Source organism: Pseudaquabacterium terrae (assembly GCF_013266755.1).
GTDB classification, from domain to species: domain Bacteria; phylum Pseudomonadota; class Gammaproteobacteria; order Burkholderiales; family Burkholderiaceae_C; genus Pseudaquabacterium; species Pseudaquabacterium terrae.
The window spans coordinates 758,202-782,538 of sequence record NZ_JABRWJ010000003.1 but is presented as its reverse complement, the minus strand read 5'-3'; the positions used below and the strand labels follow the sequence as shown (position 1 = coordinate 782,538).

The 24,337-nt window shown below is 66.4% G+C and carries 21 protein-coding genes; 15 read left to right on the top strand and 6 right to left on the bottom strand.

The window, feature by feature from the left end:
* The first annotated feature begins 8 nt into the window (after nucleotides 1–8).
* The 7 genes from HLB44_RS12635 to HLB44_RS12605 all read left to right on the top strand — a co-directional run bounded on the left by HLB44_RS12635 (nucleotide 9) and on the right by HLB44_RS12605 (nucleotide 7,334).
* Nucleotides 9–1,082: a lytic transglycosylase domain-containing protein gene (locus HLB44_RS12635; RefSeq protein ID WP_173122915.1), complete on the top strand. Its 1,074-nt coding sequence runs from the start codon at nucleotides 9–11 to the stop codon at nucleotides 1,080–1,082.
* A 167-nt stretch (nucleotides 1,083–1,249) separates the two neighbouring features.
* Nucleotides 1,250–2,047, top strand: a complete 798-nt coding sequence (locus tag HLB44_RS12630; RefSeq protein WP_173122914.1) for a DUF7694 domain-containing protein — start codon at nucleotides 1,250–1,252, stop codon at nucleotides 2,045–2,047.
* A gap of 33 nt (nucleotides 2,048–2,080) precedes the next feature.
* Nucleotides 2,081–2,587: a Csu type fimbrial protein gene (locus HLB44_RS12625; RefSeq protein ID WP_173122913.1), complete on the top strand. Its 507-nt coding sequence runs from the start codon at nucleotides 2,081–2,083 to the stop codon at nucleotides 2,585–2,587.
* Between the two features lie 28 nt (nucleotides 2,588–2,615).
* A complete protein-coding gene (locus tag HLB44_RS12620; protein ID WP_173122912.1) occupies nucleotides 2,616–3,350 on the top strand; it encodes a fimbrial biogenesis chaperone in 735 nt (244 codons plus the stop codon).
* A gap of 96 nt (nucleotides 3,351–3,446) precedes the next feature.
* Nucleotides 3,447–3,953, top strand: coding sequence for a Csu type fimbrial protein (locus HLB44_RS12615; RefSeq protein ID WP_173122911.1), 507 nt, complete (start codon nucleotides 3,447–3,449; stop codon nucleotides 3,951–3,953).
* 27 nt (nucleotides 3,954–3,980) lie between these two features.
* The gene (locus HLB44_RS12610) at nucleotides 3,981–6,365 is read left to right on the top strand and encodes a fimbria/pilus outer membrane usher protein (RefSeq protein ID WP_173122910.1); all 2,385 of its coding nucleotides are present in this window, start codon (nucleotides 3,981–3,983) and stop codon (nucleotides 6,363–6,365) included.
* Between the two features lie 9 nt (nucleotides 6,366–6,374).
* Entirely contained in the window at nucleotides 6,375–7,334 is a 960-nt protein-coding gene (locus HLB44_RS12605) for a Csu type fimbrial protein (protein ID WP_173122909.1), read from the top strand.
* A gap of 24 nt (nucleotides 7,335–7,358) precedes the next feature.
* On the opposite strand, the gene HLB44_RS12600 is transcribed toward HLB44_RS12605, so the two are convergent.
* The gene (locus HLB44_RS12600) at nucleotides 7,359–7,997 is read right to left on the bottom strand and encodes an ankyrin repeat domain-containing protein (protein WP_173122908.1); all 639 of its coding nucleotides are present in this window, start codon (nucleotides 7,995–7,997) and stop codon (nucleotides 7,359–7,361) included.
* Between the two features lie 200 nt (nucleotides 7,998–8,197).
* On the opposite strand from HLB44_RS12600, the gene HLB44_RS12595 reads away from it, so the two are divergent.
* The 3 genes from HLB44_RS12595 (at nucleotide 8,198) to HLB44_RS12585 (ending at nucleotide 11,734) form a co-directional block, all read left to right on the top strand.
* On the top strand, nucleotides 8,198–8,527 hold the full coding sequence (locus HLB44_RS12595; RefSeq protein ID WP_173122907.1) for a hypothetical protein: 330 nt from the start codon (nucleotides 8,198–8,200) through the stop codon (nucleotides 8,525–8,527).
* Nucleotides 8,528–8,550: 23 nt separating this feature from the next.
* Nucleotides 8,551–10,293, top strand: coding sequence for an ATP-binding response regulator (locus tag HLB44_RS12590; RefSeq protein ID WP_173122906.1), 1,743 nt, complete (start codon nucleotides 8,551–8,553; stop codon nucleotides 10,291–10,293).
* 148 nt (nucleotides 10,294–10,441) lie between these two features.
* On the top strand, nucleotides 10,442–11,734 hold the full coding sequence (locus tag HLB44_RS12585; protein WP_173122905.1) for an SET domain-containing protein: 1,293 nt from the start codon (nucleotides 10,442–10,444) through the stop codon (nucleotides 11,732–11,734).
* A gap of 141 nt (nucleotides 11,735–11,875) precedes the next feature.
* Here HLB44_RS12585 and HLB44_RS12580 read toward each other — a convergent pair whose 3' ends face one another.
* Nucleotides 11,876–12,949: a TAXI family TRAP transporter solute-binding subunit gene (locus HLB44_RS12580; RefSeq protein WP_173122904.1), complete on the bottom strand. Its 1,074-nt coding sequence runs from the start codon at nucleotides 12,947–12,949 to the stop codon at nucleotides 11,876–11,878.
* 104 nt (nucleotides 12,950–13,053) lie between these two features.
* Entirely contained in the window at nucleotides 13,054–14,415 is a 1,362-nt protein-coding gene (locus HLB44_RS12575) for a sigma-54-dependent transcriptional regulator (protein ID WP_343051308.1), read from the bottom strand.
* A 417-nt stretch (nucleotides 14,416–14,832) separates the two neighbouring features.
* Between HLB44_RS12575 and HLB44_RS12570 the strand changes: the two genes are divergently transcribed.
* Together HLB44_RS12570 and HLB44_RS12565 are read left to right on the top strand one after the other, a co-directional pair.
* Nucleotides 14,833–15,879, top strand: coding sequence for a C45 family autoproteolytic acyltransferase/hydrolase (locus HLB44_RS12570; RefSeq protein ID WP_173122903.1), 1,047 nt, complete (start codon nucleotides 14,833–14,835; stop codon nucleotides 15,877–15,879).
* A 34-nt stretch (nucleotides 15,880–15,913) separates the two neighbouring features.
* On the top strand, nucleotides 15,914–16,798 hold the full coding sequence (locus HLB44_RS12565; RefSeq protein ID WP_173122902.1) for an amino acid ABC transporter substrate-binding protein: 885 nt from the start codon (nucleotides 15,914–15,916) through the stop codon (nucleotides 16,796–16,798).
* 132 nt (nucleotides 16,799–16,930) lie between these two features.
* Here the strand turns inward: HLB44_RS12565 and HLB44_RS12560 are convergent, their stop codons facing one another.
* The 3 genes from HLB44_RS12560 to HLB44_RS12550 all read right to left on the bottom strand — a co-directional run bounded on the left by HLB44_RS12560 (nucleotide 16,931) and on the right by HLB44_RS12550 (nucleotide 20,323).
* Nucleotides 16,931–17,503 carry a GNAT family N-acetyltransferase gene (locus tag HLB44_RS12560; protein WP_173122901.1) on the bottom strand — a complete coding sequence of 191 codons (573 nt, stop codon included), beginning with the start codon at nucleotides 17,501–17,503 and terminating at the stop codon, nucleotides 16,931–16,933.
* Between the two features lie 608 nt (nucleotides 17,504–18,111).
* On the bottom strand, nucleotides 18,112–18,498 hold the full coding sequence (locus HLB44_RS12555) for a sigma-54-dependent Fis family transcriptional regulator (protein WP_173122900.1): 387 nt from the start codon (nucleotides 18,496–18,498) through the stop codon (nucleotides 18,112–18,114).
* On the bottom strand, nucleotides 18,491–20,323 hold the full coding sequence (locus tag HLB44_RS12550) for a sensor histidine kinase (RefSeq protein WP_173122899.1): 1,833 nt from the start codon (nucleotides 20,321–20,323) through the stop codon (nucleotides 18,491–18,493). The genes HLB44_RS12555 and HLB44_RS12550 overlap by 8 nt, the downstream gene beginning before the upstream one ends.
* A gap of 386 nt (nucleotides 20,324–20,709) precedes the next feature.
* On the opposite strand from HLB44_RS12550, the gene HLB44_RS12545 reads away from it, so the two are divergent.
* The 3 genes from HLB44_RS12545 to hemB are packed head-to-tail and all read left to right on the top strand — an operon-like array spanning nucleotide 20,710 to nucleotide 24,211.
* Complete coding sequence (locus HLB44_RS12545) at nucleotides 20,710–21,426, top strand: thioesterase II family protein (RefSeq protein ID WP_173122898.1); 717 nt, start codon at nucleotides 20,710–20,712, stop codon at nucleotides 21,424–21,426.
* A 45-nt stretch (nucleotides 21,427–21,471) separates the two neighbouring features.
* Nucleotides 21,472–23,235 carry a diguanylate cyclase domain-containing protein gene (locus tag HLB44_RS12540; protein ID WP_217283621.1) on the top strand — a complete coding sequence of 588 codons (1,764 nt, stop codon included), beginning with the start codon at nucleotides 21,472–21,474 and terminating at the stop codon, nucleotides 23,233–23,235.
* A 7-nt stretch (nucleotides 23,236–23,242) separates the two neighbouring features.
* The gene (hemB, locus tag HLB44_RS12535; RefSeq protein ID WP_173122897.1) at nucleotides 23,243–24,211 is read left to right on the top strand and encodes a porphobilinogen synthase; all 969 of its coding nucleotides are present in this window, start codon (nucleotides 23,243–23,245) and stop codon (nucleotides 24,209–24,211) included.
* Nucleotides 24,212–24,337 lie beyond the last annotated feature (126 nt).

The following is a 24,337-nucleotide window of genomic DNA, read 5'->3' as shown; positions in this document are numbered from 1 at the left end:
GAACGCCCATGTCGAATTCGATCGAACCGGTGGGCGGCGCGGGCAACGTGCAGGCGATCCAGAAGCTCATGTCGAGCGTGATGGAAGTGATGCTCGCGGCCATGCAGTTCCAGCAGGCCGCAGGCGGGCTGACAGGCCTGAAAGACCAGATCAACGGCAATCTCCAGAGCGGCGGCAATCAGCTCGGGGGCGGCCCCAACGGCCCCGGCGGGCCGGGTGGCCCCAACGGGGTAGGCGGCCCCTCGGGCACGGACCCGACAGGGCAGGACGGCGGCATCATGCAGATGCTGCAGCAGCTCTTGCAACTGTTGATGCAGCTGATGCAGCAGGCGTCGCAGGGCGGCGGTCCGTTCAGTCCCAATGATCAGGCCAAGGGCCCGGGCGCAGGCATCGACGGGCCTCCAGGCGGACCCACGGAAGGCGGCCAGCCCACCGGACCAGGGGTCCCCCAAGGTCAACCCGGAAAGCCATCCCCGTCGCCATCGCCATCGCCGTCGCCGTCGCCATCGCCATCGCCATCGCCATCGCCATCGCCATCGCCATCGCCATCGCCATCGCCATCGCCATCGCCATCGCCATCGCCATCGCCGTCGCCGTCGCCGTCGCCGTCGCCGTCGCCGTCGCCGTCTTCGACCACCGAGACCGGCGCGGTGGACACCACGCCGCTTCCGGGCAGCGGCGGTGACCTCACACCGGCGCAGATCGGGGAGAAGTACAAGAGCGAGATCGATCGCGCCTCCCAGGAGACGGGCATACCGCCGGACATCCTGGCCGGCATGATCTGGCAGGAGTCCAAGGGCAATGCCAGCACGCCGGGTGGCGGCCTGATGCAGATCCAGGGCAGCGAGTTCGAGACGTACGGCGGCGGTGACGTCAACAACCCCGGCGACAACATCATGGCCGGCTCCCGCTACATGAAGGAGCTGTACGACAAGTTCGGCAGCTGGGAGCTCGCGCTGCGCGCATACAACTCCGGCCCCAACGGCGTCGACGTCAACGACTACACCGCCACGCCCGCCGGCACCGGCGATTCGACCTACGTGGACAAGGTGCTGAAGGCCGCGGAGGAATCCGGACTGTGATTCCGCGGGGGGCGGCGTCACCGGCCCGCCCCTCCGATCTGTCGTCGCGGCTCAACGCTCAACGATGCTCATCCGGCCCGTCGAGGCCTTCATGGCAGTGCGGTTTCGTTCGATACCCGTACATGCCATCCACAAGCGCTCGAACTGAACGACCGGAGAGAAAGCGGATGAACCCCATTGAATTCGCCGATTCGATCCGGCAGCAACTGCGTACCGACGGCTACTCGGTCCTGCGAGGCGGAGCCGCCGACGGCGAGCTACTGGACGGCCGCTACTGGTTCTGCTGGTCCCGCACCGGGATCGAAGACGCCGAGATCGGTCCTCCCTGCGAGTCCGAGCTGGCCGCGTGGAACGGGGCGCTGCAGCACCGCCTGTCGAGCAGTTCCATCGGACCGCATGGCTCGCCGTGGGGCCAGCCGTCGCCGATGGGCAACTTCTATGCGATCGGATCGCCGAAGGAATCGCTCGGCATCGAGCAGGACGCCAGGAGCCCGCGGACGCCGCTTGCAGCTGCCTTGCAGAAGGAAGAGTCCCTGCGACAACAGACCGTCTACACGAACGAGACCTACCAGGTGCGCGTGAGCGTGGTCCGCGCGCCCCTGGGGGCGCAATACGGGGACGTGGCCTGGCTGTCGATCAAACGGCACGACGACGCCGCCGTGCACGATTGGAACGATGTGCAGGAGATCAAGAGCCGGATCATCGGCGCCGAGCATGAAGGCTTCGAGGTCTATCCCGCCGACAGCCTGACGGTGGACACGGCCAACGAACACCACCTGTACGTGTTTCTCAACAGCAAGGTGCGGCTGCCGATCGGTTATCGACTGCACCAGGCGATGTGTGGCCAAGCGGCCGCTGTTGTCCGGGCGGAAGACGAGCTGAGCTCTTTGGTGCTGACACGGCATCCGCAACAAAACTCAACAGGGGCCAATAGGCTGTCAGTTTCGGGCGCTGCTCGACGATAAACAGCCATCGCCTCATGCCTTAGGAGAAATCGAATGATCTTTCGTCTGACGCGCAAGTTGTTTCTTCTTGTCGCCTCGATGACCCTCACCGTCCTGGCGGGTACGGCCCTGGCCGCCACGACGACCACGACCTACACCGTGCAGATGACCGTCGTCGCCTCCTGCGTGATCGGGAGCGCGTCGACCCTCAACTTCGGCGGCAGCCAGGGCGTCATCACGACGAACGTCGACCAGACCTCGACCGTGCAGGTGCAGTGCACGGACACCACGCCCTACAACGTCGGCTTCAACGTCGGCACGGGAGCGGGCGCCACCGTGGCGGTGCGCAAGATGACGAACGCCGGCAACACCATCAACTACAGCCTCTACAGCGACAGCGGGCGCACCACCGTCTGGGGCAACACGGTCGGCACGGACACCGTGGCCGCGACGGGTAACGGCGCCAGCCAGTCCTACACCGTGTATGGCCGCGTGCCGCCGCAAACGACGCCGGCGCCCGCCACGTATTCCGACACGATCACCGTCACCGTGACCTATTGAAGGCTGACGCTCACTACAGGAACTAGCCATGTTGCGACGCTTCTTGCTGCACCTCCTGCCGCTCTTGGCTCTGGCCCTGGCCCTGGGCGCGCCCAAGCCGGCCGCCGCTCAAGCGGCAGCGCTGAGAGTCCAGCCGGTGCTCGTCGATGTGACGGCGCCAGGCGCCGCATCGACGCTGCGCCTGCACAACACAGGCACCAAGCCGGTCAACGTGCAGTTGCGCGTGTTTCGCTGGACGCAGGTGGAAGGCAAGGAGGTGCTCGAGCCGACGCAGGACGTGGTGACGAGCCCGCCGGCATTGACGCTCGCTCCCAACGGCCAGGCCGCGGCGCGCATCGTGCGCGTGAGCAAGCGTGCGGTGCAGGCCGAAGAGAGCTACCGGCTCTACGTGGATCAGTTGCCCGATCTCGCGCAGCAAGAAGCCAACACGGTGAGCCTGCTCGTCCGCCAATCGATCCCGGTGTTCTTCAGCCACCCTGCGTGCAAACGCACGCCCTCGGCATGGTCGATCGTCGCCGACAACGGATCGGCAGCCATCGTGGCCGAGAACAGCGGCGAGTCGCGCGAGCGGATTTCTTCTCTTCGTATCCAGTTGCCGAATGGCGAGAACATCAGTCTGGGCGACGGATTGGCGGGCTATGTGCTGGGCGGCTCGCAGATGCGTTGGTCTTTGGGGGCGGGCCCCTTCGCGGGCGTGGAATCGGTTGCCGTGTCGGGACAGACGGAGAAGGGGCCTTTCCAAGCGATGGCTCGCACTCGTTAGGTCGTCGTCGCGGGGTTCCACAACAAAGCTCAGGGCCGCACAAAACAGCGTCAGGTTCGACGACAGTGAGGACGATAAAGCCTCAGGAGAATTCACATGTTCATTCGTCTCACGCGCAAGCTGGCACTGCTTTTCGCCGCGATGGCGCTCACCATCCTGGCAGGCCCGGCCCCGGCAGCCACCACGACCACGACCTTCACCGTGCAGGTGACCATCGTCGCTTCCTGCGTGATCGGAAGCGCCTCGACCCTCAACTTCGGCGGAAGCCAAGGGGTCATCACGACGAACGTCGACCAGACTTCGACCGTGCAGGTGCAGTGCACGGACACGACGCCCTACAACATCGGCTTCAACGCCGGCACGGGATCGGGCGCGACCGTGGCCGTGCGGAAGATGACCAACGCGGGCAACACGATCAACTACAGCCTCTACAGCGATGCCGGACGCACGACGGTCTGGGGCAATACGGTCGGCACGGACACCGTAGCAGCGACGGGCAATGGCGCCAGCCAGTCCTACACCGTGTATGGGCGCGTGCCGGCGCAAACGACGCCGGCGCCCGCTACCTACTCCGACACCATCACCGTCACCGTCACCTATTGACGGCCACGCTCACGCCCAGAGTTGGACATGCTGCGACGTCTGCTCGCGTCCGCCAGGCGCCGCATCCGCAGCGCGGCACTCGCGCTGGTCGCGGCGGCGTGCCTTGCCGCACCCGGGACGGCAGCGGCCGAAGCGCTGTGGCTCGAGGTGCTGCTCAACGGCAACCCGACGCAGCTGATCGCCGAGTTCGACCGGTCACCCGACGACCGCATGTCGGCAAAGCGGGAGGAGCTCCAGGCCTTCGGGCTCGAGATACCGTACGCCGGCCCTCTCGACGAGTTGATTGCGCTCGATAGGCTGGAAGGCCTTTCATACCAATACGACGCGCCCTCACAGCGAATCTCTATTGTCGCGCCAGAGGCATTGCAGGCCGTGAAGCTGTACGAGGCTTCTGCCCAAGCCGCGGTCGCTTTGCACGGGCAGAAGTCCTCCGGCATGGTGCTCAACTACTGCCTGTTCGCCGGCGCGGCCGGCAAGGCATTGAACGCCACGAGCATGCGCCGGCCCGACGCGTCGCTCGCGCTGGATGCGCGCGTGTTCTCGCCAGTCGGCACGCTGAGCCAGTCGGCCATCGTGCGCACCTCGTCCGTGAAGCGACTCGAGGCCACGCGCCTCGATACGACCTTTACGGTCACCAACGAAGAGACGCTGACCACCTACCGGGCGGGCGATACGATCGCCGGAGGCTTGGCGTGGACGCGTCCAATCCGCATTGGCGGCCTCCAGATGCAGCGCAACTTCGCGGTTCGCCCCGACCTGGTCACGCTGCCTTTGCCCTCTTTCGCCGGAAGCGCTGCGGTGCCGTCGACGGCCGAGATCTTCGTGAACAACACCAGCATGTTCTCTCAGGATCTTGCCCCGGGCCCCTACCGGATCAACAACGTTCCCGTCGTTGCCGGCGCAGGGGTCGCGAGCGTCGTGCTGCGTGATGCAGCAGGCCGCGAGACCGTGACCAGCCAGCCGTTCTACGTGTCGCCACGGCTTCTTGCGCCGGGACTCACCGATTTTTCCGTGGAGGTCGGCGTGCCTCGGCGATCGTTCGGATCCGCGGGCGACTCGTACAGCCGCACCCCCGTCTTTTCGGCGAGCGTGCGCCGAGGCATCTCGCCATGGCTCACGCTCGAGGGGCACGCCGAAGGCGGCGCCGGGCTCGTCAACGGCGGCGTCGGCGCGTCGGTGCTGCTGGGGAGCAAAGGCGCCGCATCGGCGGCCGTCATCGGCAGCCGTCGGCACGGCGAGAGTGGCTCCCAGGCCTTCGTCCACGTCGAGGCGGCACCATGGGGCATGCCCGTCAGCGCCAGCTCGCAGCGCACGTTCGGAGCCTACGCGGACCTGGCCTCTGCCACCGCCCGCGTTCAGCCCGGCACGCCCACGCCCACGTTCATGCCCACCTTCGATGCTCGGCCGAACAAGAAGCTCGACCGGCTCAATCTCAGCCTTCCGTCCAGATGGCTCGACGGCAAGTCCAGCCTCGGTATGACGCTGGTCAGCCAGCAAACGTCGACGGGCCACGCGTCGAAGACGGCAAGCGCCTCGTGGTCGCGCCCGCTGTGGGGCGGCGTTTCCCTCTTCGCGGCGGCATCCGCCACCACCGGCGCCCGCAAAGGCGTCAGCCTCTTCGCCGGCTTGTCGATTCCCTTCGATCGCATGTCGACCACCACGGCGGTCTCGTCCGGGCCGAGCGGTAAGAGCGCCTCGATCGAAATGACCCAGCCGCTCGGCGAGACGCCGGGCAGCACGGGTTGGGGCATTCGCGCCAGCGAGGGATCGTCACGCTTCCAGGCGGCCACCGTGTCGCATCGCCTGCCCTTTGCGCGCGTCGAGGCCAACGTCACGCGGGACCAGGGCGGCGTGCGCGCGACTGCTCAGATCGATGGCGCCGTGGCCACGTTGGGTGACGGCGTCCTCTTCGCCAACCGGATCGACGATGCATTCGCCGTCGTCGATGCCGAGCTGCCGGGCGTGACGGTTTCCTACGAAAACCGCCCGATGGGCAAGACCGGTGCAAGCGGCAAGCTGCTGGTTCCTGCGCTGCGCTCGCATGCGAAGAACACGCTCTCGATCGACATCGACAACCTGCCCGTCGACACCACCGTCGACGCCCTCACGACGGTCGTGGCGCCCCGGCACCGCGCCGGTGTGCTCGTGAAGTTCCCGGTGCAGGTCCGCACCGACACCGCCGTGCTCGTGCTCCACGCGCCGGATGGCGCACCGCTGCCAGTGGGTGCGCAAGGGCGCATCGAGCAGGGCGAGCCCTTCGTCGTGGGCTATGACGGGCGGGCCTTCGTCAAGGGGCTGCGTGAGCGCAACACCGCCATCGTCGAGACGGCCGGCCGGTCCTGCCGGGCATCGTTCGGCTTTGCCCCGGTCTCGGGCGAGCAGGTGCTGATCTCTCCGGTCGTCTGCCATTGAGGGCATGACATGAATCGATCAACACTTCTGCGCATACTATTCACCCTGGCGGCGCTCGTGGCGGCGTCGCTGCCGGCGCGAGCGGCACTGACGTGTTCCGCCACGCAGGCAAATCTCAATTTCGGAACCATCGACGTCACCCAGAACACGTCCTTCTCGACGCAGGTCGCCCAGACGACCACCTGCTCCGGCGGCACGCCGGACGCCTATATCAAGCTTTGCTGGATCTTCAACGCAGGAAGCGGGGGGCAGTCGAGTGGAGGCTCGCCGAGATACATGAAGAACGGGTCCAACCTGCTCGCTTATGACCTGTACATGGACGCTGCACACCAGGAAGTGTGGAATGATTGGTATTGGGTTGCGACCGTTCGACTCGACGGTTCCGGCAATAAAACGCTCAACGGCTTCAACGATGTCTACGCGAAGGTCAATGCCGGGCAGCAATCAGTGGTGCCAGGCGCCTACTCCTCGACCTTTTCCGGTGGTGAGGTGGCCTTGATCTACGGCTACGCGAGCGAAGGCAACTGCTTCGGTGGCCTTTTGAATTCGTCGCCAACCCCCGTGTTCGATGTGACGGCTACCGTTCCCACTGTGTGTTCAGTTTCCGCTTCGACGCTCAACTTCGGGTCCACGGGCGTGCTGACCGCCAACGTCGACAGCACCACGACCGTGTCGGCCACCTGCACCAACGGCACTCCGTACACGATTTCGCTGAGTCTCGGGTCCGGTGCCGGCGTAACGCTGCCCACCGCGCGCAAGATGACCAATGCCGGCGCGACGGTGACCTACGGCCTGTACCGGGACTCAGGTCGCACACAGGGGTGGGGCAGCTCGATCGGAACCGATATCGTGGCTGCCACCGGGACGGGGTTAGCGCAGAACCACACGGTCTACGGCCGCATCCCGGCGCAGACGACGCCGGCGCCTGCCACCTACAGCGACTCGATCGTCGTCACGGTGACGTACTGATCGCGCCGCGGCCGGGCCGCCCGCCTACGGCTTGAGGGCCGTTCGCTCCTGTGAAGCCTCCGCTCGCGCCAGCATGCCCACCACGGTGGTCGGATCTTTCCTGGCCGCCTCGTTTCTTGTCGGCCCCCCTCTGCCTGCCGTGTTGGCGATAAGGGCAGCGTAGGCTTCCGGCGTCACGCCATCGAGCGTTCTCAACGACGGATCGGCGCCGGCCTCGAGCAGTTGTCGGACGGCGTCACGGCTCTCGAGGGCCGCAGCCAGGAGCAAGGGCGTGGGCTGGTTGCGGGTCGTGGTGCGTTGGTTCACGTTCACGCCCGCGACATCGAGGACCGCCTGCAAGGTGGCGGGATTGCCCGAGCGCACGGCCTCGTGCACGGCTGTGTAGCCCCTCTTGCCGGATGGGGCGTTGACATTCGCGCCGTTGGTGATGAGCGTGCGGACGGCTGCAGTCCGTCCGGCGCGGGCCGCATGCCGCAGCTGGCCGTCTCTGCGCTTCTGCGGATCGCGCTGCAATGCGTCGACCACCGGCCTGGTCAGCGAACGCACAGCATTCGCAACACGGGCGGCGGCCGCTTCGATGCGGTCGCCCAGTCGTCGACCACCGCGCGGATTCTCGATGTTGGCATTGACGGCTGCGCAGCGAAGGACGGGATCAAGATGCATGGTGATGGCTGTCGCCGTTTTTTGGTCTGGCGCGAACTGTGCTGCGTGAGCGCACTCGCCAGCGGCGCGAGGCGAAAAGACCTCTTCCGAAGCGAAAGTTCGCTCGAGAGGGCCCGGGAGAAGGGCGTACTTTTCGCGCCGGGGCCACGTCGCTTCGCTTCCTGCGACCGGCCAGCGGCGGAGGGCTTTACCGTCTCACCATGGGACATTCGGATTTCAAAGCATTGGGTGCGGCACGCGATGCCGCGATTCTCGGCTGCTTCGAGGCTTACCTGCTGCACCAGGAGGTGTCCTCGAGCGGCAGAACGACGCTGCTGGACGCCGCGCGCCGCTTTCTGCACTGGATCGAAGGTGGCGACGACCTCGTCGATCGTCTCCATGCGGCCGACGCCAGCGATGAGCTCTGGCGCATTCGGGAGAAGTTCCTTCGTGCCGACTGCCCCGACCGCGACTGCCGCCATGACGTGCGCGCACACCTGAACCAATTCCTTCGCTTCCTGGTGCCCATGCGCGGCTATCATTCCGGCTGACCGGACTGACAGAGCCCAGCAGCATGGATCCAGTTGGCGTGCGTCGCCTCTCGAGGTTTCTCGCCTTCTTGCTGTTCTGGTTGCCGGTTGCCGCGGTGACCGCCTTCGGCGCCCAAGAGGCGACGCCGACCGTCTGCCTGGCCGATCAGTGTCAGGTGCAGTTGAAAGAAGCCGAGAACCAGCTGCTGCAGTCGCGGCAGAAGGCGGTCGAGGCGCATCACCGAGAAGCCGAAGCCCGCCGGTTGGCGCTGATATTCGCGATCATGATGATCGCCGCTGTCCTGGCCGGCTTGGCGCTCTACCTGGGCCGGCGCGCGGCTGCGGCAAGGGTCCGGTCGCGGCACCTCCAGGCGCAGGCCGATGCCGCTGCCGAGGCCGGCCGCGCCAAGGGCGCTTTCCTGGCCAACATGAACCACGAGTTGCGGTCGCCGCTGAACGCGATGCTGGGCTTCAGCCGCCTGTTGATGGCCGAGCCGTCGTTGAGCGCAAGGGTCCGGCAGGATGTCGCGATCATCTTGCGCAGTGGCGAGCACCTGTACGCGCTGATCAACCAGATGCTGGAGATCTCCAAGATCGAGGCCGGTCGTCTGGGCTTGGACCTGGTGCAATTCGATCTGTATGCACTGCTCGAAGAGCTCGAAGAATCCTTCTCGCTGGGCGCTCGGCAAAAGGGGCTGCAATTGCTGGTCGGCGCGGCCGGCACGGTGCCGCGGCACGTGAAGACCGATGTGGTGAAGCTGAGGCAGGTGTTGACCAATCTGCTCACCAACGCGATCAAATTCACCGCAACGGGCAGCGTGGCGCTGCAGGTGGAAGCGCGATTCCATGCTGAACGCACCCATCTGAGCTTCAGCGTCACGGACACCGGGGTTGGCGTCGGAAGCGAAGAGGTGCGGAAGCTGGACGGGACCTTCATGCAGGCGCAGGCGGGGCGGCATTCCGCCGAGAGCACGGGTTTCGGCCTCTCGGTCACGCGAAGTTTCGTGCAATTGCTCGGCGGCGAGCTGCGCGTGACGAGCCAGGCGGGCCACGGCACGACGGTGCAGTTCGAGCTGCCCGTCGAAGTCGTCGCCGGAGCGCGGGCGGCCGGCGCGCACGATTCGCCTCGCCGCCGCGTGACGGGCATCGCCGAAGGCCAGCGCGGGGTTCGAATTCTGGCGGTCGATGACTGGCCGGAAGGCCGGCAGTTGCTGGTGCGGCTGCTCGAGCCGCTGGGTTTCGAGGTGCGCGAAGCGGCCGACGGCCTGCAAGCGGTCGAAGCATGCGAACAGTGGTCGCCGCATCTGGTGTGCATGGACATGCGCATGCCGGTGATGAACGGCCAAGAAGCCACCCGACGCATCAAGGCCCAGCCCGGCGGGGAGCGCATCGTCATCGTGGCGCTGACTGCCAGCAGTTTCGGTGAAGAACGCGAGGCCATTCTGGCGTGCGGCTGCGACGACTTCCTGCGCAAGCCCTTCCGCGAGGAGGCGTTGCTGGAGCTGCTTGCCCGGCACCTGGGCGTACGCTACGAATACGAAACCTTGTTGCCGGAGCGCGAGGACGAAACCCCGCGAGCGTCGATGGCTGCGCTGCCCGGCCCGCTGCGCGAGGCGCTCGGCGAAGCCCTGGGCCGCTTGGACGTGGATGCGATCGAGCGGGCCATCGACGCGGTGACTTCGCATGACGAAAAGCTCGGACGCCGCATGGCGGAACTTGCCGGGCTCTTCGACTACGACAGGCTGCGCAAGATGCTCGAAGCGGCGCCGCGCGAGGGAGCGGCCTGAGGGCGAATGCGCTTGTCGGCTTTGCCATTCAGCCCGAGCCCGCTCCCTGGACTTGGCTTCGCCCTGGACGACAGAGCTTCGGCTACCCGCAATAGTGTCCCCGTAGCCAGGACCATGATTGCCTGCATGCCCGTTCCGAGAGCCGACGATGAATGATCACGCCCATCCGCAGCAGCCGGCACCGCCGAGCTCGGAGCGGTTCTCCGCGCCGCGCATACACGAAGTACGACCCTCCCTGCCGCTGGACGACTATGCGCGCTGCAAGCTCGACGAGGCCGATGCCCGCTTGCAACACATCGTCGGCGAGCTCAACAGCGGCCTCCATCACCGCGCGGTCGCGATGTACGAGATGCGTGAGGTGGCTGGCTTGATCGACCAGATCTGGCTGCCCGAGCACCGCTCGCTGGTTCGCGCCGCGGGCGCCATGAAACCACCACCCGAGGCGCCCACGGGATCGAACAACTCCGTCGACTGGGACGTGACGCTCGCAATGGCCGCCACCATCTGTCGCAAGGCGGAGCAGGGGGAGGGGCTGGACGAGCATGAGGAGGCCGTGTCGCGCATGATCGCCTTTATCAGCACGGCCAGTATGGTCCTCGAGGTAAAGCAGCGCTGGATCCGCCAGCTGGAGGCCGAGGCGCACGTGTACGACCCATCGAACAATGGCCGCTATCCTTACCGCGACGTGCACGGCCTGCCGCTGCGCATCGTTGCCCTCCATCCGCTGTCCGAATGCTCGCAGAGCGGCCGGCGCTATGGCAGCGAGGCGGTGCTGCCGTTCGTACGCTGCACTCGGCCGGACGACGCGGGCGCCGAGGTGGCGATCAGTGCCGCCGAGCGGTCCGCACTGTACGACGCGCTGGCCTGCGTACCGTTCGCGGCCGAACACCTGCGTCGCCCCCATGAAGCGGCGATGATCGGTTTGCACAACACGGTGGTGGCCACGCGTGCCCTGCCGGCGGGCACGTGTATCGGCGTTTGCGGCGGCCCGGTGATCGGCTCCGAACTGGGTGACTGGCGCGCCGTCGTCAGCTACAGCCTCTTCGCGTGGTTGCTGCAGGACGAACATCGGCTCATCGACTTCCAGAATGTCGACGTGAACGACTGCGAGCTGGTGACGATCCAGGGCGACAACATCGTGTCGCGCATCAACTCCATCTTCGACGACGAGAACGGCCTGCCGGTGCGTCAGGCGGCCGAGGGGTACAACGTCGAGGCGGCCTGGTTCCGGGGTAGGCTCGACGACGGGCGCTGTCTGGCCTTCACCGCCTTCTTCACGCAGCAGGACATCGGGCCCGGCGAGGAATTGCGCTGGGACTACTGGTATTCCGAAGAAATGGTGCGCCACTCCATTGCGGAGCCCATCCTGGCTTCGAGTCGACCTGGTCGGCAAGACGACTCAGCCGAACGAACGGCGGGAAGTGGGCACGGCGCGGTCTGACCGGCCGCTCTTGCCAGGCGTCAGGATGACGCAGGCGCCCGTTCCTGCTGCGGGCAAGGCGCTGCGGCGCTTCGTCGGCATCGAACTGGGCCGCGAACGCGTACCCGAGTGCGAAGAATGCTTCTACGGAACGCGAACCCTTCACGTCTTCGGGCACAGCCCGAGCACCTGCCGATCCATCGGGCAGGCCGCCGTCGACGGCTTTCTGCAGGACTTGAGCAGGGACTCGGTCGGCCGGTAGTAGCTCCAGCCCTTGGGCAACGCGGGAAGATCCGGCGCAACCTGCTGCCACTTGTCATGGCCCTGGCGTTGCAGCAGATCGATGTTGCGGCAGATCGACGTCGCCATCTGGACCACCTGCGTCTGCGTCGCGCCGAGGGGGAAGTCGTAGGTGACGAGCAAGGTCTTCACCGACAGCGTCGGTACGTCGGTCTTCAGCAGGTTCGGATAGCTGCGCGACCTGATCACGGCGGGCGCATACGCCCTCAACACGTCGCGCGAGGAGGCGGAGGCCTCGTCGAGCTTGAGCAGCTTGTACGTGCGGCCGGCGTCTCCCTGCAGGCTGGAAAGCAGCGAGGCGGGCTGCCCCGCGACGACGATGACGACGTCGATGCTGCCATCCGCGGCGAGCTTGGCCAATGCCTCCTGATTGGGCAGCGTCGTGGTCCTGCCGGCCGGAGGATCCGTGTAGAAGAGCTTGCGATAGACCGTGGTCGAGGTCATGGCGGTGCCGCTGCCCGACGGCCCGATGTTGATGCGCTTGTCGCGTATCTCGTGGATGTGGGTCAAGGGCGAGTCGGCGCGCACGATGAAGTGCACCTCTTCGTCGTACAGCGGCATGATGACGCGCAGCGGCTGAATCATCCGGGCGGCCTGCGCATCGCCGGCGGCGGCCTCGTCGGTATAGGCCTGGTAGACGTCGGACTGCACGAGTGCCAGCTTGGTGCCGGGCTCGTCGCGCAGGCGCCGCACGTTGTCGACCGACCCGTTCGATGGCAGGCTCACCATCGTGATGCCCGCGGGCTGCGCGACGAGTTTCGCCAGGTCCGACCCGATCTTCTGGTAGGTGCCATTGGAGGGTCCGGTCACGATGTTGAACACCGGCTGGCCGTTCGGGAGGGCAGCACCACACCCTGCAAGCAAAGCCCAGAACAAGAGGACGCGTCTCAGCATGATTGTCTCCGTCGTTATAGGAAGGTCTAACGCAGAGGTCATGCCAGCTCGCGCTGCGGGTGCGTCACCCGGCGTCCGATGCATCAGCGGCGTGGAAGTCCGCACTTTCCGGCCCGGCTGCGGGCGGCTTTTCGCACTGGCGGCGGTCAGCCCTCTTCGGGGTCTGCGTCGGCGCCCTGGCGGCACCTGAACTGGCTCAAGTCGATGGCGTGTTTGCGCACCTTGTCGTAGAAGGTCTTCTTGGCGATGTCCAGGGCTTCGTACACCTGCTTGGGCCGCCCGTCGAACTGGCGCAGGGCCTGCTCGAGCAGCGCCTTCTCGATCATGTCCATCTGAAGCGCCAGCGCCTGGGGTGCTTCGTCGGACGCGAGCGGCGCATCGTCGACGCTGCGCAGAAGACCGAGCACCAGCCGATCGGCAGCGTTGCGCAGCTCGCGCACGTTGCCGGGCCAGTCGTGTGCCATCAGCTGTCTCAGCTGGTCCTGCGGAATGGCCGGCGCGTCGCGGCCGTAGCGCAGCGCGGCCTGGAGCACGAAGTTCTCGAAAAGCAGCGGAATGTCTTCCTTGCGTTCGCGCAGCGGCGGCAGGTGCACCAGCGCCACGCTGAGCCGGTAGTACAGATCGCTGCGGAACTTGCCCTGGTCGCTCAACTGGCGCAGATCGGTCTTCGCTGCCGCGACGACTCGGAAGTCGACCTTGACCGCATCGTTCGAACCCAGGCGTTCGACCTTTCGGTCCTGCAGCGTGCGCAGCAGCTTGACCTGATAGGTCAGCGGCATGCTCTCGATCTCGTCGAGAAACAGCGTGCCGCCGCTCGCGTGCTCGATCTTTCCGACACGGCGCTTCGCCGCACCGGTGAAGGCGCCGGCCTCGTGCCCGAAGATCTCGCTTTCGAAAAGCGTCTCGGGGATGCCGCCGCAATTGATGGCCACGAAGTTGGCATGGCTGCGCCGGCTGTGGTCATGCAGGCAGCGCGCGACGAGCTCCTTGCCGGTGCCGGTTTCACCGACCACCAGAATGTCGGCGCCGCTGTCCGCCACGGCCAGGATCTGCCGGCGCACCGTGCGGATGGCGGGCGAATTGCCGATCAGCACCGATTCCACACCGCGCTGGTCGGCCAGTTGCTGGCGCAGCGCATCGACCTCGATACGCAGCGCACGCTTCTCGATGGCCCGGCGTGCCGACTCGATCAGCCGCTGCGGAGGAAAGGGCTTCTCGATGAAGTCATAAGCGCCTTCGCGCATGGCCTGGACCGCCATGGGCACGTCGCCGTGGCCGGTAATGAGCACGACCGGGAGGTCGGGGTCGGTGTGGGTCAGCTTGCGCATCAGCGCCAGCCCGTCCATGCCGGGCAAGCGGACGTCCGTGATGACGATGCCCTTGAAGTCCCCGTCGATCTGGCGCAGGGCTCGCTCAGCCGACTCGACGGCGCAGACTTGGAAGCCGGCGAGCTCCAGGGTCTCGGTCAGGCTCTCGCGGACGGAAGCGTCGTCCTCGACGAAAACGATCTTGAACGCGTTCCCGCAGCGCGCTGCGCCTGCTTGGGCCGGCCCTGCCGGGCGACACGATGTTTGGTTCTTTTCGTCGGACAACACGCTGAACGCCTCCGGGTGAATGCTAACCCTGACACCGGTTCCCAACTCTCATGAATCCTCTGTGGGTCCGAAGGAAGGCCCCTGTGTTGAAGCGCAAAGCGTGCCAGGGCATCGGCGCGGCTGCTGACGGGGGCGCGCGCACGGCGCGAAGGCGCCAAAGAGGGCGGGGAACCACACCAGGCGGTCGCGAAAGAGTGTGGGATGTCATCCCTTGCCGGGGGAATTCGGGAAGAGCCTCCCCAGCGCTCAAGGGGGGCAGTGGCCCGGGTGGTGCATTGGCACAGGATGTGCACAGGACGAGCCGACCAGCTGATGCCAAGGAGAGGACCAATGAAGCAACTGTTCGAGGCGGTCGAAGAGGGGAGGCCCGGGCCGAAATGGCGCAAGCTTTTCCACAATCACTGGCCCGCATACCGGGAGCCGATGCACCAGGAGAGCGGAAGCATGGTGCCCACCCTGTTCGAGTGCCGCCGGGCGCTGCAGGAGCACATGCCCCTGTGGAAGCCGATCTGGGATGAGCAGGTCGAATGCGTCGGCGGCGGCGATGCCGAGGCGCGCTTCCTGTCGATGTGGTGCCCCGCACCTGCCGTTTTCGCGGGCACGCAAGCCTTCTGGCTCGGCAGCGGCGGACCGGCGCTGCTGCATAACCACGACCAGGCGATCCCTGCCCAGGACGTGACGTGGCTGTCCTCGCGATGGGGCGGGCAACGGGTCGTTGCCGTCACCGACCACCTGTGCGGCGCGCTCGACGGCCTGAACGAATCCGGATTGGCGGTGGCGCTCAGCTTCGGGGGCCGCAAGGTGCGGGGGGCGGGCTTCGGTGCGCAGCTGATCGTGCGCTACCTGCTGGAATTCGCGGGCACCACGCGTGAAGCAGCGGCCATGCTCAGCAAGATCCCGGTGAGCATGACGCACAGCATCACGCTGGTGGATCGGCTTGGAAACGGCTCGACCGTGTTCGTCGCTCCGGACCGCGAAGCCCTGGTCGTGCCGCTGCGGGGAATCGCCAATCACCAGCATGCCGTGGAGTGGCCGGAGTACGCCGTCTCCACCCAGTCGCGCGCGCGCTGCCAGGCGCTGGACAAGGCCATTGCCGAGTCGTCGGCCCAGGAAGAGATGATTGCCGCGATGCTGACGCCGCCGCTCTACCAGCGGTCTTCCCGGCGCGGCCATGGCACCTTGTACACTGCCATCTACCGGCCGGACGGGTTGCGTGCGGAGTTGATCTGGCCCACGGGTGGCTGGGTGCAGTCGATCCATCTATTCGAGGAGGGCGTGCGCCATGTCGCACTTTTCGACGGTCCGCGTGGCGGCGCGACAGAGCGTTCGTTCCGCAGCACGATGCCCGGCGAGTTGCCGGAGCTGTGGCCCTCCTGAATCGGCCAAGATTTTTCGCTTCGTCGCTTCTTTCATGCTGGCGGTCTGTCTCGCCGCAGGGGCCGGCGCTGCCGCGGCCACGGAGTCGCTGACGCTCAAGCGCATCGCGGAGACCGGCATCATCAGCATCGGCTACCGCGATGCATCGATTCCCTTTTCGTACCTCGATGGGCGGCAGCGGCCGATCGGGTACTCGATGGACATCTGCCATCACATCGCCGAGGCGGCCAGGCGCCGATTGAAGCTGGCCGACCTGTCGGTCAAGCTGACGCCATTAACATCCGCGACGCGGCTGCCGATGGTCGTCAACCACGCGGTCGATCTCGAATGCGGCACGACGACGAACACGCTCGAGCGCCAGGAAGCCGTGTCTTTCCTGATCACCACGTTCATCGCGACCGGCCGATTCCTGTCGAAGAAGTCATCCCGCATCGACACCGTCGAAGACCTCCGCGGCAAGACTGTCGTGTCGACGGCGGGCACGACCAGCATGCGCCATCTGGCCGAGTTGAACGCGACGCGCGGTCTGCAGATGAAGATCGTGGCCGGAAAGGACCATGCCGAGTCCTTCCGGATCGTCGAAACCGATCGGGCCGCAGCCTTCGCGATGGACGATGTCCTGCTGCACAGCCTTGCGGCGACGACCAAGCGTCCATCGGCGTATCACATCAGCGGCGAGCCGCTGTCCATCGAGCCCTACGGCATCGTCGTGCGCAAGAACGACCCGGCGTTCAAGCGCCTGGCCGACGAGGTCATCCTCGACTTGTTCCGCAGCGGAGAGATCAGCCGCATCTACCAGAAGTGGTTCCAATCGCCGATTCCGCCGCGGCAGATCAACCTGCAATTGCCGATGAGCGCGCAGCTGATGAAGGCCATCGTCCAGCCGACGGACTCGGGTGATCCTGCGAACTACAAGTGAGCTCTCGGACCGGCCTGCGTCACTATTAGCCTTTCAAAGGCAGGGGCGCTGGCTGCCAACTCGGAGGCAAGCAACTGGCGTCGTACTCGCTCGCGCGCCGGGCGGATGGCGGACGATCGTCCGGTCACGGAATCAGGGGCGGGCATCCGTCAGATCCTGCTTCGTGGCGGCGATCGGCTTCTCCAGGTACTTGCGCAGCCTCCACTGGCCGTCGTCCCCTGTCCATAGGTGCTGATTCTCGGGAGCGGACGGCGTCAGCCGGAGCTTGTCGCCATCCGGTACGAAGCCGACGGCTAAGTAGAAGGCCCTGGAGGCGTCGCCAATGGGCGCGAGTAGAAGATCGCCGCTGTAACCACGGATCTGTGAAATCGTTGCTGCCGCTTCGACGAGCGCGCCGCCGACGCCCTGGCTCAGCGGGTGCGAGACGAGCCCCACCACCGACAGGGCGCCGCGTTGGGGCGGACGTTTGCCGGTCAGAGCTGGATCGTTCAGTGCGACCAGGCCGCTGGGCGCACCATCGAACTCGCACGACAACACATAGTGCGAGTGTCGATCGATGTACATGTCCGCGACAAAATCGGCATCGTCGAATCTCTCTTCCCACGCCTTGGCCGACTTGGATTTGGCGCCGTCCGCAGGAGTGGCATCACTTTCCGGCGCAGCGTCCTGAACGTTTTCGCTGAACCTCTGGACGATGTTGTCCACTGTGCCGGCTCCAGGAGGCGAACGGCGCCGTGGGGCACCAGGCGCTCGTAGGCGATCCGCACTTGCGTGTGCGCCCGATCCAAGGCCTGCGCACGTGCACGCTGAACCGAATTCTGCTCGAACCGCTTGCGCAGCCCTGCGGGCGTGAGCGCGAGAGGCTGGTCGGCTTGCGCTGTTGGTGGGGGTGGCATGGGCACCGTGACTGACGTGATCGCCGTCGCATCCAGGGGGTTTTCGGCCGGCAGGTTCAACGTGACCCGTGGCGGCATGGTCGCCCCCTGCGCCGGGGGCGCGCGGCTCTTGAGCTTCAACGGGCCGAGGGAGAGTTGCCACGTGCCATCCGTTGGTGGGGGCGAATTCGGGTTATGGCTCTTGATATCGACGCGAGTGAACGGAATAGGTACTCGGATTTTCATGGCCTGACTGCGTGGTGCGTCAGAGTGCCACTCCGAGCGTGTCGTCGAGTCGCTCACGCGAAGTCGGCGACGCATTTGCGAATCCCCATGAGGCAATTCGCACCGGACGACATGGCTGATTCGCGACTCGATCCACCCACCGCTCCGGCACTCGGGCAGGTCGCCCGGCGCTGCCGGTGCCCGCGATGACCGTCACGTCAATCGCCGCCTCTGCCAGCTTTCCGCCCGGACCACCGCGTCCACCAGGCGTCCGACCGGGAAGGGTTTCTCGATGAAGTCGTACGCGCCCTCACGAATCGCGCGCACCGCCATCGAGATGTCGCCGTGGCCCGTCACCAGGATCACCGGCACGTCCGCGTTCGACTCCAGCACGCGTCTCATGAATGCCAGGCCATCCATGCCGGGCAAGCGCACGTCGCTGATCACGATGCCGGGAAAGCCGGGCGGCAGATGGCCAATGGCCGCCTCGGCGCTGTCGAAGGCCCGGACCGCGAATCCAGCGAGCTCCAGGCTTTGCGACAGGCTGTCGCGCACATGCGCATCGTCCTCGACCAGGACGATCTTGAGACCCTCAGGCATGATCCTTGACCTCCACCCGTGTTAGGTCGAACTCGAAGACCGTACCGCTCGTCCCCGTTCTCGCTCGCAGTACGCCGCCGAACTCGCGAACGATGCTGCTGGAAATGACCAGGCCCAGGCCCAGGCCTTCGCCAGGCGACTTGGTGCTGAAGAATGGCTCGAACAGGCGCTGCATGACCGCCTCCGACATGCCGCAGCCGGTGTCGGAAACCTGCAGATGGATGCGCTCGCCGTCGATGCGGCCTTCGACGTGCAGCACCTTGACGGGGGTCTGCTTCATCGCATCGAGCGCGTTCGACATCAGGTTGAGCAGCACCTGCTCCAGCCGGTAGGGATCGCATGCGACCCAGGCCCGCTTGGGCACATCGACGTGGACCTCGACCTGCGTGCCCTCCAGGCGGTTGCGCAGCATCTCCAGGGCGCTGGAGACCGTCGCCGCCACCGGGATCGGGTCGGCAGGCACGGACGCCTTCCAGGCGAAGGATTTCAGCTGCGCGGTGATGCGACCGATGCGCTCGGTCAGGGCGGCGATCGTGTGGAGATTGCGCTCGACGTCTGCCGTGCGGCCGATCGCCAGCAGTTGGCACGTGTTCTCGGACAAGGCGCGTAGAGCGGTCAGAGGCTGGTTGATTTCATGCGTGATGCCCGCGGACATCTGGCCCAGCGTCGACAGCTTGCCGGCCTGTATCAGGTCGCCTTGCGCCGCCCTCAGCTGCTCCTCCGTCCGCCTGCGCTCGGCCACTTCGACCACCAGCGCCTCGTTGGCTCGATGCAGTTCCGACGTCCGCTCTTCCACCCGCAGCTCCAGCGCATCGTTGGCTTCCTGCAAGGCCAGCCGGGCGCTCTGCTGGCTGGCGATGGCACGCCGGCGTTGCCGCAGGTAGAGCACCAGAACGCCGGCCAAGCCGGCGACCGCCGCTCCGCCAACCGCACTGCCGCGGGCCTGGCTGCGGACGCCCGAGGCATCCGACAGGGTGATCAGTCGCCATCCCGAGCGCGGCATGGCGCGCTCCTGCGCAACGTACAAGCCGGTCGACGATTCGGCGTCCGCCGAAGCCAACTGGACGAGTTGCGTGCCATGCTCTAGCGCGCGCACCGGCTGGATGTCGAGCGGCTCGATGGCCTGGGTCGGGTATTTCGAGGACTCGAAGGGGCCGATGCTTCGCTCCGGCGCAAGCGGGTTCGCGCTCTTGAACTTCCAGGCCCGGACCGAGGACATGATGACCACGTCGTTCTCGTCGACGACCAGCAACCGATCGCTCGGCGACACGGCCGCCAGGGCCGTCCACATCGACTCGATCGCTTCCAGACTGGTCTTGACCGCCGCCAGGCCGCTGATGAGTCCCTGCTGTCGAATGACGTGGACGAAGTGGTATTCGGGCGCACCGCGATCGCTGCTGGCGATGAACGAGCGGGACTGTCCGCCTTGCATGGCCTCGGTGAAAAGGCTGGTCTTGGACAGGTCGCTGCCCATCGTGCTGTCAGGTTCGTACCAATTGCTCGTTGCGAGGACCCGGCCCGCCGGATCCAGCACGAACAACGACAGCGAGCCGGCACGCACGTTGAGATTGGTCAGGCGCTTGTTGACGCGGCCCTGAAGCTCCGCATTGCGGGGCGTGCCGAGAAGTGCCAGCAGATCTTCGTCCAGCGCCATGATGCTGGGGATGCTCTCGTGCCGGGCGATCTCGATGTCCAGGCCGGCCGAGTAGAGCTCGAGTTGCTGGACCGCGGCATCCGCCAATGCGCGGTAACCGGCTTGCTCGCTCCACCGGAAAGCGGCCAGCCCGCCGGCGAGCATGAGCGACACGACCAGGCCCCACGCCAAGAGGCCATTGGCGGTGCGAAAAGCGACTCCTTGTTGCAAGGAGTACGGGAGTGGGCGCGGCGTGGACATGGCTATTGGTGGAAGTTTTGCTTGCACGGGCCGTGCCAACGGCCCCATCGTGCTTTGGGGGATCGTTCGCGCGTCATCGCTGCTGCAGGGAGTTTGACGCATGTGCTGGACGCCGGGGCGGGTATACGCAATGGCACCCGGTTCTGCGAAGAAAGTGTCGAAAGCCGCACACGCCAGCCGCGCACGGCAGCGGTCCGACGGGGCCAGCGGAGGAAGGTCGTTCTATTTCGCACCATGGGCACGTTCTTTGCAATTCGTTCGCGGGAAGCAGTAGGGGGGACCCCATGTCCAATCGAAGCGAAGCGCTGGCGGCGCGCATGCACAAGGAGCCGCAGGTCGATGCACCGATGGTGCTGCTGTACTCTCTGGCACCCGCCGGCACCGGCGCTCACTTCTGCTTCGATTGGCGGCGCGCATTGCCACCCCATGTCGTCGTGCGGCATGTCGAGCGCCCGGGACACGGCATGCGCATGGGAGAACCGGCGCTTCGCGACTACGAGACTCTGGTGAGAACGCTGGCCGAAGAAGTGGCCGGCGATATCACGAGCCGCCGGTGGAACGGTGGCAACTTTCGCTACGCGCTTTACGGCCATGGCGTCGGCGCTTGCTTCGCCTTCGGTGTCGCCGTGCGACTGCGGCGGCTGGTCGGCGCCGCACCGGCACGCTGCCTCTTGTCCAACGGCATGCCGCCTCACCACGATCGGCCGCGGCGGTCCACCTTGCCAGACCGCGAATTGCTGCAGTCGATGCACGCGGCGGCCGAGCGTCAGGCCAGAGTGTTCGACCGGGAGCACGTCACGAGCCTGCTGCTGCCGCTGTATCGGGCCGACATGGCCGCGTTCGAAGGCGCCGGGCTCGATGCCGATCGCAACCCCGAGTGCCCCATCACGGCGTTTGCAACCCGCGGCGGCACGCCCTCGGCAGAGGTGGCGTGGGATTGGCAGCGGTACGCGCCCGGGAAGCTCTCCAGGGTGCTGCTGGGCGACGCTTCCGGTGAATCCGTCGCGTTCCGCGAGCCACTCCATGCGGCCTGACCGAGGCAGCCCCTTGCGGCGGGGCGTGAGCGCTCGGGTGTTGCCGTGATCTCCCTTCGCACCGCGCTGATCGCGCCCTATGTCGTCCTGGTGATGGCACTGGCGATCGTGATCGCGAGCTTGTCGTACTCGGCCGGAACCAAGGCCGTCGACACCGTGGCCGAGCATCTGCTGCGCGAAACGGCCGGCCGGATCGCCCAGGCCGTCGAACGCCATGTCGTCGGATCGCGCGCGGTGCTGGAAGCGGCATTTCCGGAGGGTATGCCGGTCGCATCGGACATCGAGAAGGAGATTCCCGCGCTGCGGTCGCGCTTTTGGATCGCGACCTCGATGCACCTCGACCCCAACAACTACGCCTACTACGGCAACCGGGCGGGTCAGTTCTTCGGGATCTGGAGAAACTCGCGCAGTGAAGCAGAGCTGCGCCTCAAGCTCAACGCCGGCGCTTCGCGCGTGGTCTCCCGGTTCACCGGGATCGACGGCGCACTCCACGAGCCCGCGGCGGAGGCAAGGCTCTTCGAGCCGCGCGAACGGCCCTGGTATGCGGCCGGACTGGCCGGCGGCGCGCACGCCTGGACGCCGATCTACGTCGACTTCCGAACCGAAGAGCTCGTGCTGACACGGGCGCGCCGCGTCCTCGGGACGGATGGTGCCTTGGAGGGCGTGGTCGCCACCGACGTATCGCTGCGCGGCCTGAGTGCCTTCGTGCGGCAGCTGCAACTCGCGCCGAACGGGTTTGCATTCATCGTCGAGCCGGACGGCAACCTGGTGGCCGCATCGAATACGGCGAGCCTCGCGCCGAATTCCGACGGTGTCCGAACCCGACTCAAGCTGCTGGACGCGGGCAATGTCGAGCTCTGCGCGGTGTACCGGGCGCTGTTGCCGATGCTCGACGGTATCCGGCCCAATCAACCGGCGACCGTCGTCCGCGTGGCCGGCGCGCAGGTCGTCGACGCGGCCCTCGCGCGTTTCACCGACGACGCCGGCCTCGACTGGTTCATCGGCGTTGCCGCGCCGCGCAGCGACTTCACGCAAGGCGTCACCGAGAACGTCCGGCGCACCGTGGCGCTGGGACTGATCGCCGCCGTGCTGGTCGTCGTGACGGGCATGAGCATCCTGGCCTGGGTGGCGCGCGACCTGCGCCGGCTTTCGGTGGCGGCCATGCGCGCCGGCGAAGGTGACCTGCAAGCGGACGTCGGCATCGATCGGGCGGACGAGATCGGCGACTTGGCGCGCAGCCTCGTGGCCATGCAGGACAAGCTCCGGACCGACCGCCTGACGGGCCTCGTCAATCGTGAGGCGCTGCTGAACCGCATTCGCAAGCGCATTGAAATGCACCGGCGGGCCGACGACATGCCGTTCGCGGTGCTCTTTGTCGACCTGAACCGATTCAAGGAAATCAACGACCGCTTCGGGCATGACGTCGGCGATCGGGTACTGGTGGTGGCCGGCATGCGCCTGCTGCACAGGATGCGCGACAGCGACGTGGTCGCGCGCTACGCGGGCGACGAGTTCGCCGTGCTGCTCGACCACGTGGACAGCCGAGACACGGCTGAGCGGGTGCGTCAGAAGGCCGAGCTCGCCTTGGGCGATCCGCTCGAGGGCGAAGAGATCGCAGGGCTCGCGGACCTTCCGCGTCTCGGCGGCGCTGTCGGCGTTGCGATGTTCCCTGCTGACGGGCGCAACGCCGAGGAACTGATCCAGCGTGCCGACGCGGACATGTACGCGCGAAAGCCGGGCAGCCGGGAGGCAGGGCTGTCATGGCCGGCGGGCGGCCAAGCCGTTGATCCGGTCAACGCGTCGGGTTGAGGCTCCCATGAGACCATTCCGCAGGCTCCATCGCATGAGATCGAGCGGACCGCTCAGGGCGCTTTGCAACGAAGCCTCCGTTCGGCCGGGCGACCTGATCTACCCGATATTCGTCGACGAAGGCCTGTCGAGGCCGGTCGAGGTGGCGACGATGCCTGGTGTGCTGCGCCACACCGAGCAATCCCTTCTGCAGGAACTGGAGGCGGCGCGCGCCTCGGGCATCGCTTCGGTCATTCTCTTCGGCGTCTCACAGCGCAAGGATGATTGCGGTTCAGACGCCATGCGTCGAGACGGACTGCTCGCGCGCATGATCGGCAGTGCGAAGACCCGCTTCCCGGACCTCAATATCATCGCCGACATCTGCATCTGCGAGTACACGACGCATGGTCACTGCGGATCGCTGACGAGGGACCGGATCGACAATGACGCCACCATCGCGAACCTCGGCCGGCAGGCGGTGGTCGCCGCCGCCGCCGGCGCGGATGTGCTCGCACCGTCCGGCATGATGGACGGCATGGTGAGCGCCATCCGCTCGGCCCTCGACGAGGCCGGCTTTCACGAGAAGCCGATCCTGTCCTATTCGTCGAAATTCTCGTCGAGCTTCTACGGCCCTTTCCGCGAGGCCTCCGGCATCACGCTGGGCAAGGGCAATCGAGAGGCTTACCAGGCCGATCCGTCGGCGCCTCGGCAGGCACTGCTCGAATCGCTGATCGACGAAGCCGAAGGTGCCGACGCGCTGATGGTCAAGCCCGGGATGGCGTACCTCGACATCCTCTACCGGCTCAAGGAGCGCACGCTGCTGCCCGTCGGCGCCTACCAGGTCAGCGGCGAGTACGCGATGATCAAGTTCGCCGCGCAGCACGGCGCGCTCGACGAGCGCGCGGCGGTCCTGGAGTCCCTGCTCGCGTTCAAGCGCGCCGGCGCTGACTTCATCCTGACCTATTTCGCCAAGGACGCCGCCCGCTATCTGGGTTGAAGGCAGGAACGAGGCCGGGGTGACCCCGCCGCGATCCGGGGGTAGGGAGGTGGCGGGCGGGAATCCCCACCCGCCTTCGGGTGCGCGGTGTGGAATCCGCAACCTGCCGATGACCCGCCATGTCCT

Bases quoted from the DNA above. Each gene is read 5' to 3' on its own strand.
- HLB44_RS12635 (WP_173122915.1), top strand. From the start codon at position 9: ATGTCGAATTCGATCGAACCGGTGGGCGGCGCGGGCAACGTGCAGGCG.
- HLB44_RS12630 (WP_173122914.1), top strand. From the start codon at position 1,250: ATGAACCCCATTGAATTCGCCGATTCGATCCGGCAGCAACTGCGTACC.
- HLB44_RS12625 (WP_173122913.1), top strand. From the start codon at position 2,081: ATGATCTTTCGTCTGACGCGCAAGTTGTTTCTTCTTGTCGCCTCGATG.
- HLB44_RS12620 (WP_173122912.1), top strand. From the start codon at position 2,616: ATGTTGCGACGCTTCTTGCTGCACCTCCTGCCGCTCTTGGCTCTGGCC.
- HLB44_RS12615 (WP_173122911.1), top strand. From the start codon at position 3,447: ATGTTCATTCGTCTCACGCGCAAGCTGGCACTGCTTTTCGCCGCGATG.
- HLB44_RS12610 (WP_173122910.1), top strand. From the start codon at position 3,981: ATGCTGCGACGTCTGCTCGCGTCCGCCAGGCGCCGCATCCGCAGCGCG.
- HLB44_RS12605 (WP_173122909.1), top strand. From the start codon at position 6,375: ATGAATCGATCAACACTTCTGCGCATACTATTCACCCTGGCGGCGCTC.
- HLB44_RS12600 (WP_173122908.1), bottom strand. From the start codon at position 7,997: ATGCATCTTGATCCCGTCCTTCGCTGCGCAGCCGTCAATGCCAACATC.
- HLB44_RS12595 (WP_173122907.1), top strand. From the start codon at position 8,198: ATGGGACATTCGGATTTCAAAGCATTGGGTGCGGCACGCGATGCCGCG.
- HLB44_RS12590 (WP_173122906.1), top strand. From the start codon at position 8,551: ATGGATCCAGTTGGCGTGCGTCGCCTCTCGAGGTTTCTCGCCTTCTTG.
- HLB44_RS12585 (WP_173122905.1), top strand. From the start codon at position 10,442: ATGAATGATCACGCCCATCCGCAGCAGCCGGCACCGCCGAGCTCGGAG.
- HLB44_RS12580 (WP_173122904.1), bottom strand. From the start codon at position 12,949: ATGACCTCTGCGTTAGACCTTCCTATAACGACGGAGACAATCATGCTG.
- HLB44_RS12570 (WP_173122903.1), top strand. From the start codon at position 14,833: ATGAAGCAACTGTTCGAGGCGGTCGAAGAGGGGAGGCCCGGGCCGAAA.
- HLB44_RS12565 (WP_173122902.1), top strand. From the start codon at position 15,914: ATGCTGGCGGTCTGTCTCGCCGCAGGGGCCGGCGCTGCCGCGGCCACG.
- HLB44_RS12555 (WP_173122900.1), bottom strand. From the start codon at position 18,498: ATGCCTGAGGGTCTCAAGATCGTCCTGGTCGAGGACGATGCGCATGTG.
- HLB44_RS12545 (WP_173122898.1), top strand. From the start codon at position 20,710: ATGCACAAGGAGCCGCAGGTCGATGCACCGATGGTGCTGCTGTACTCT.
- hemB (WP_173122897.1), top strand. From the start codon at position 23,243: ATGAGACCATTCCGCAGGCTCCATCGCATGAGATCGAGCGGACCGCTC.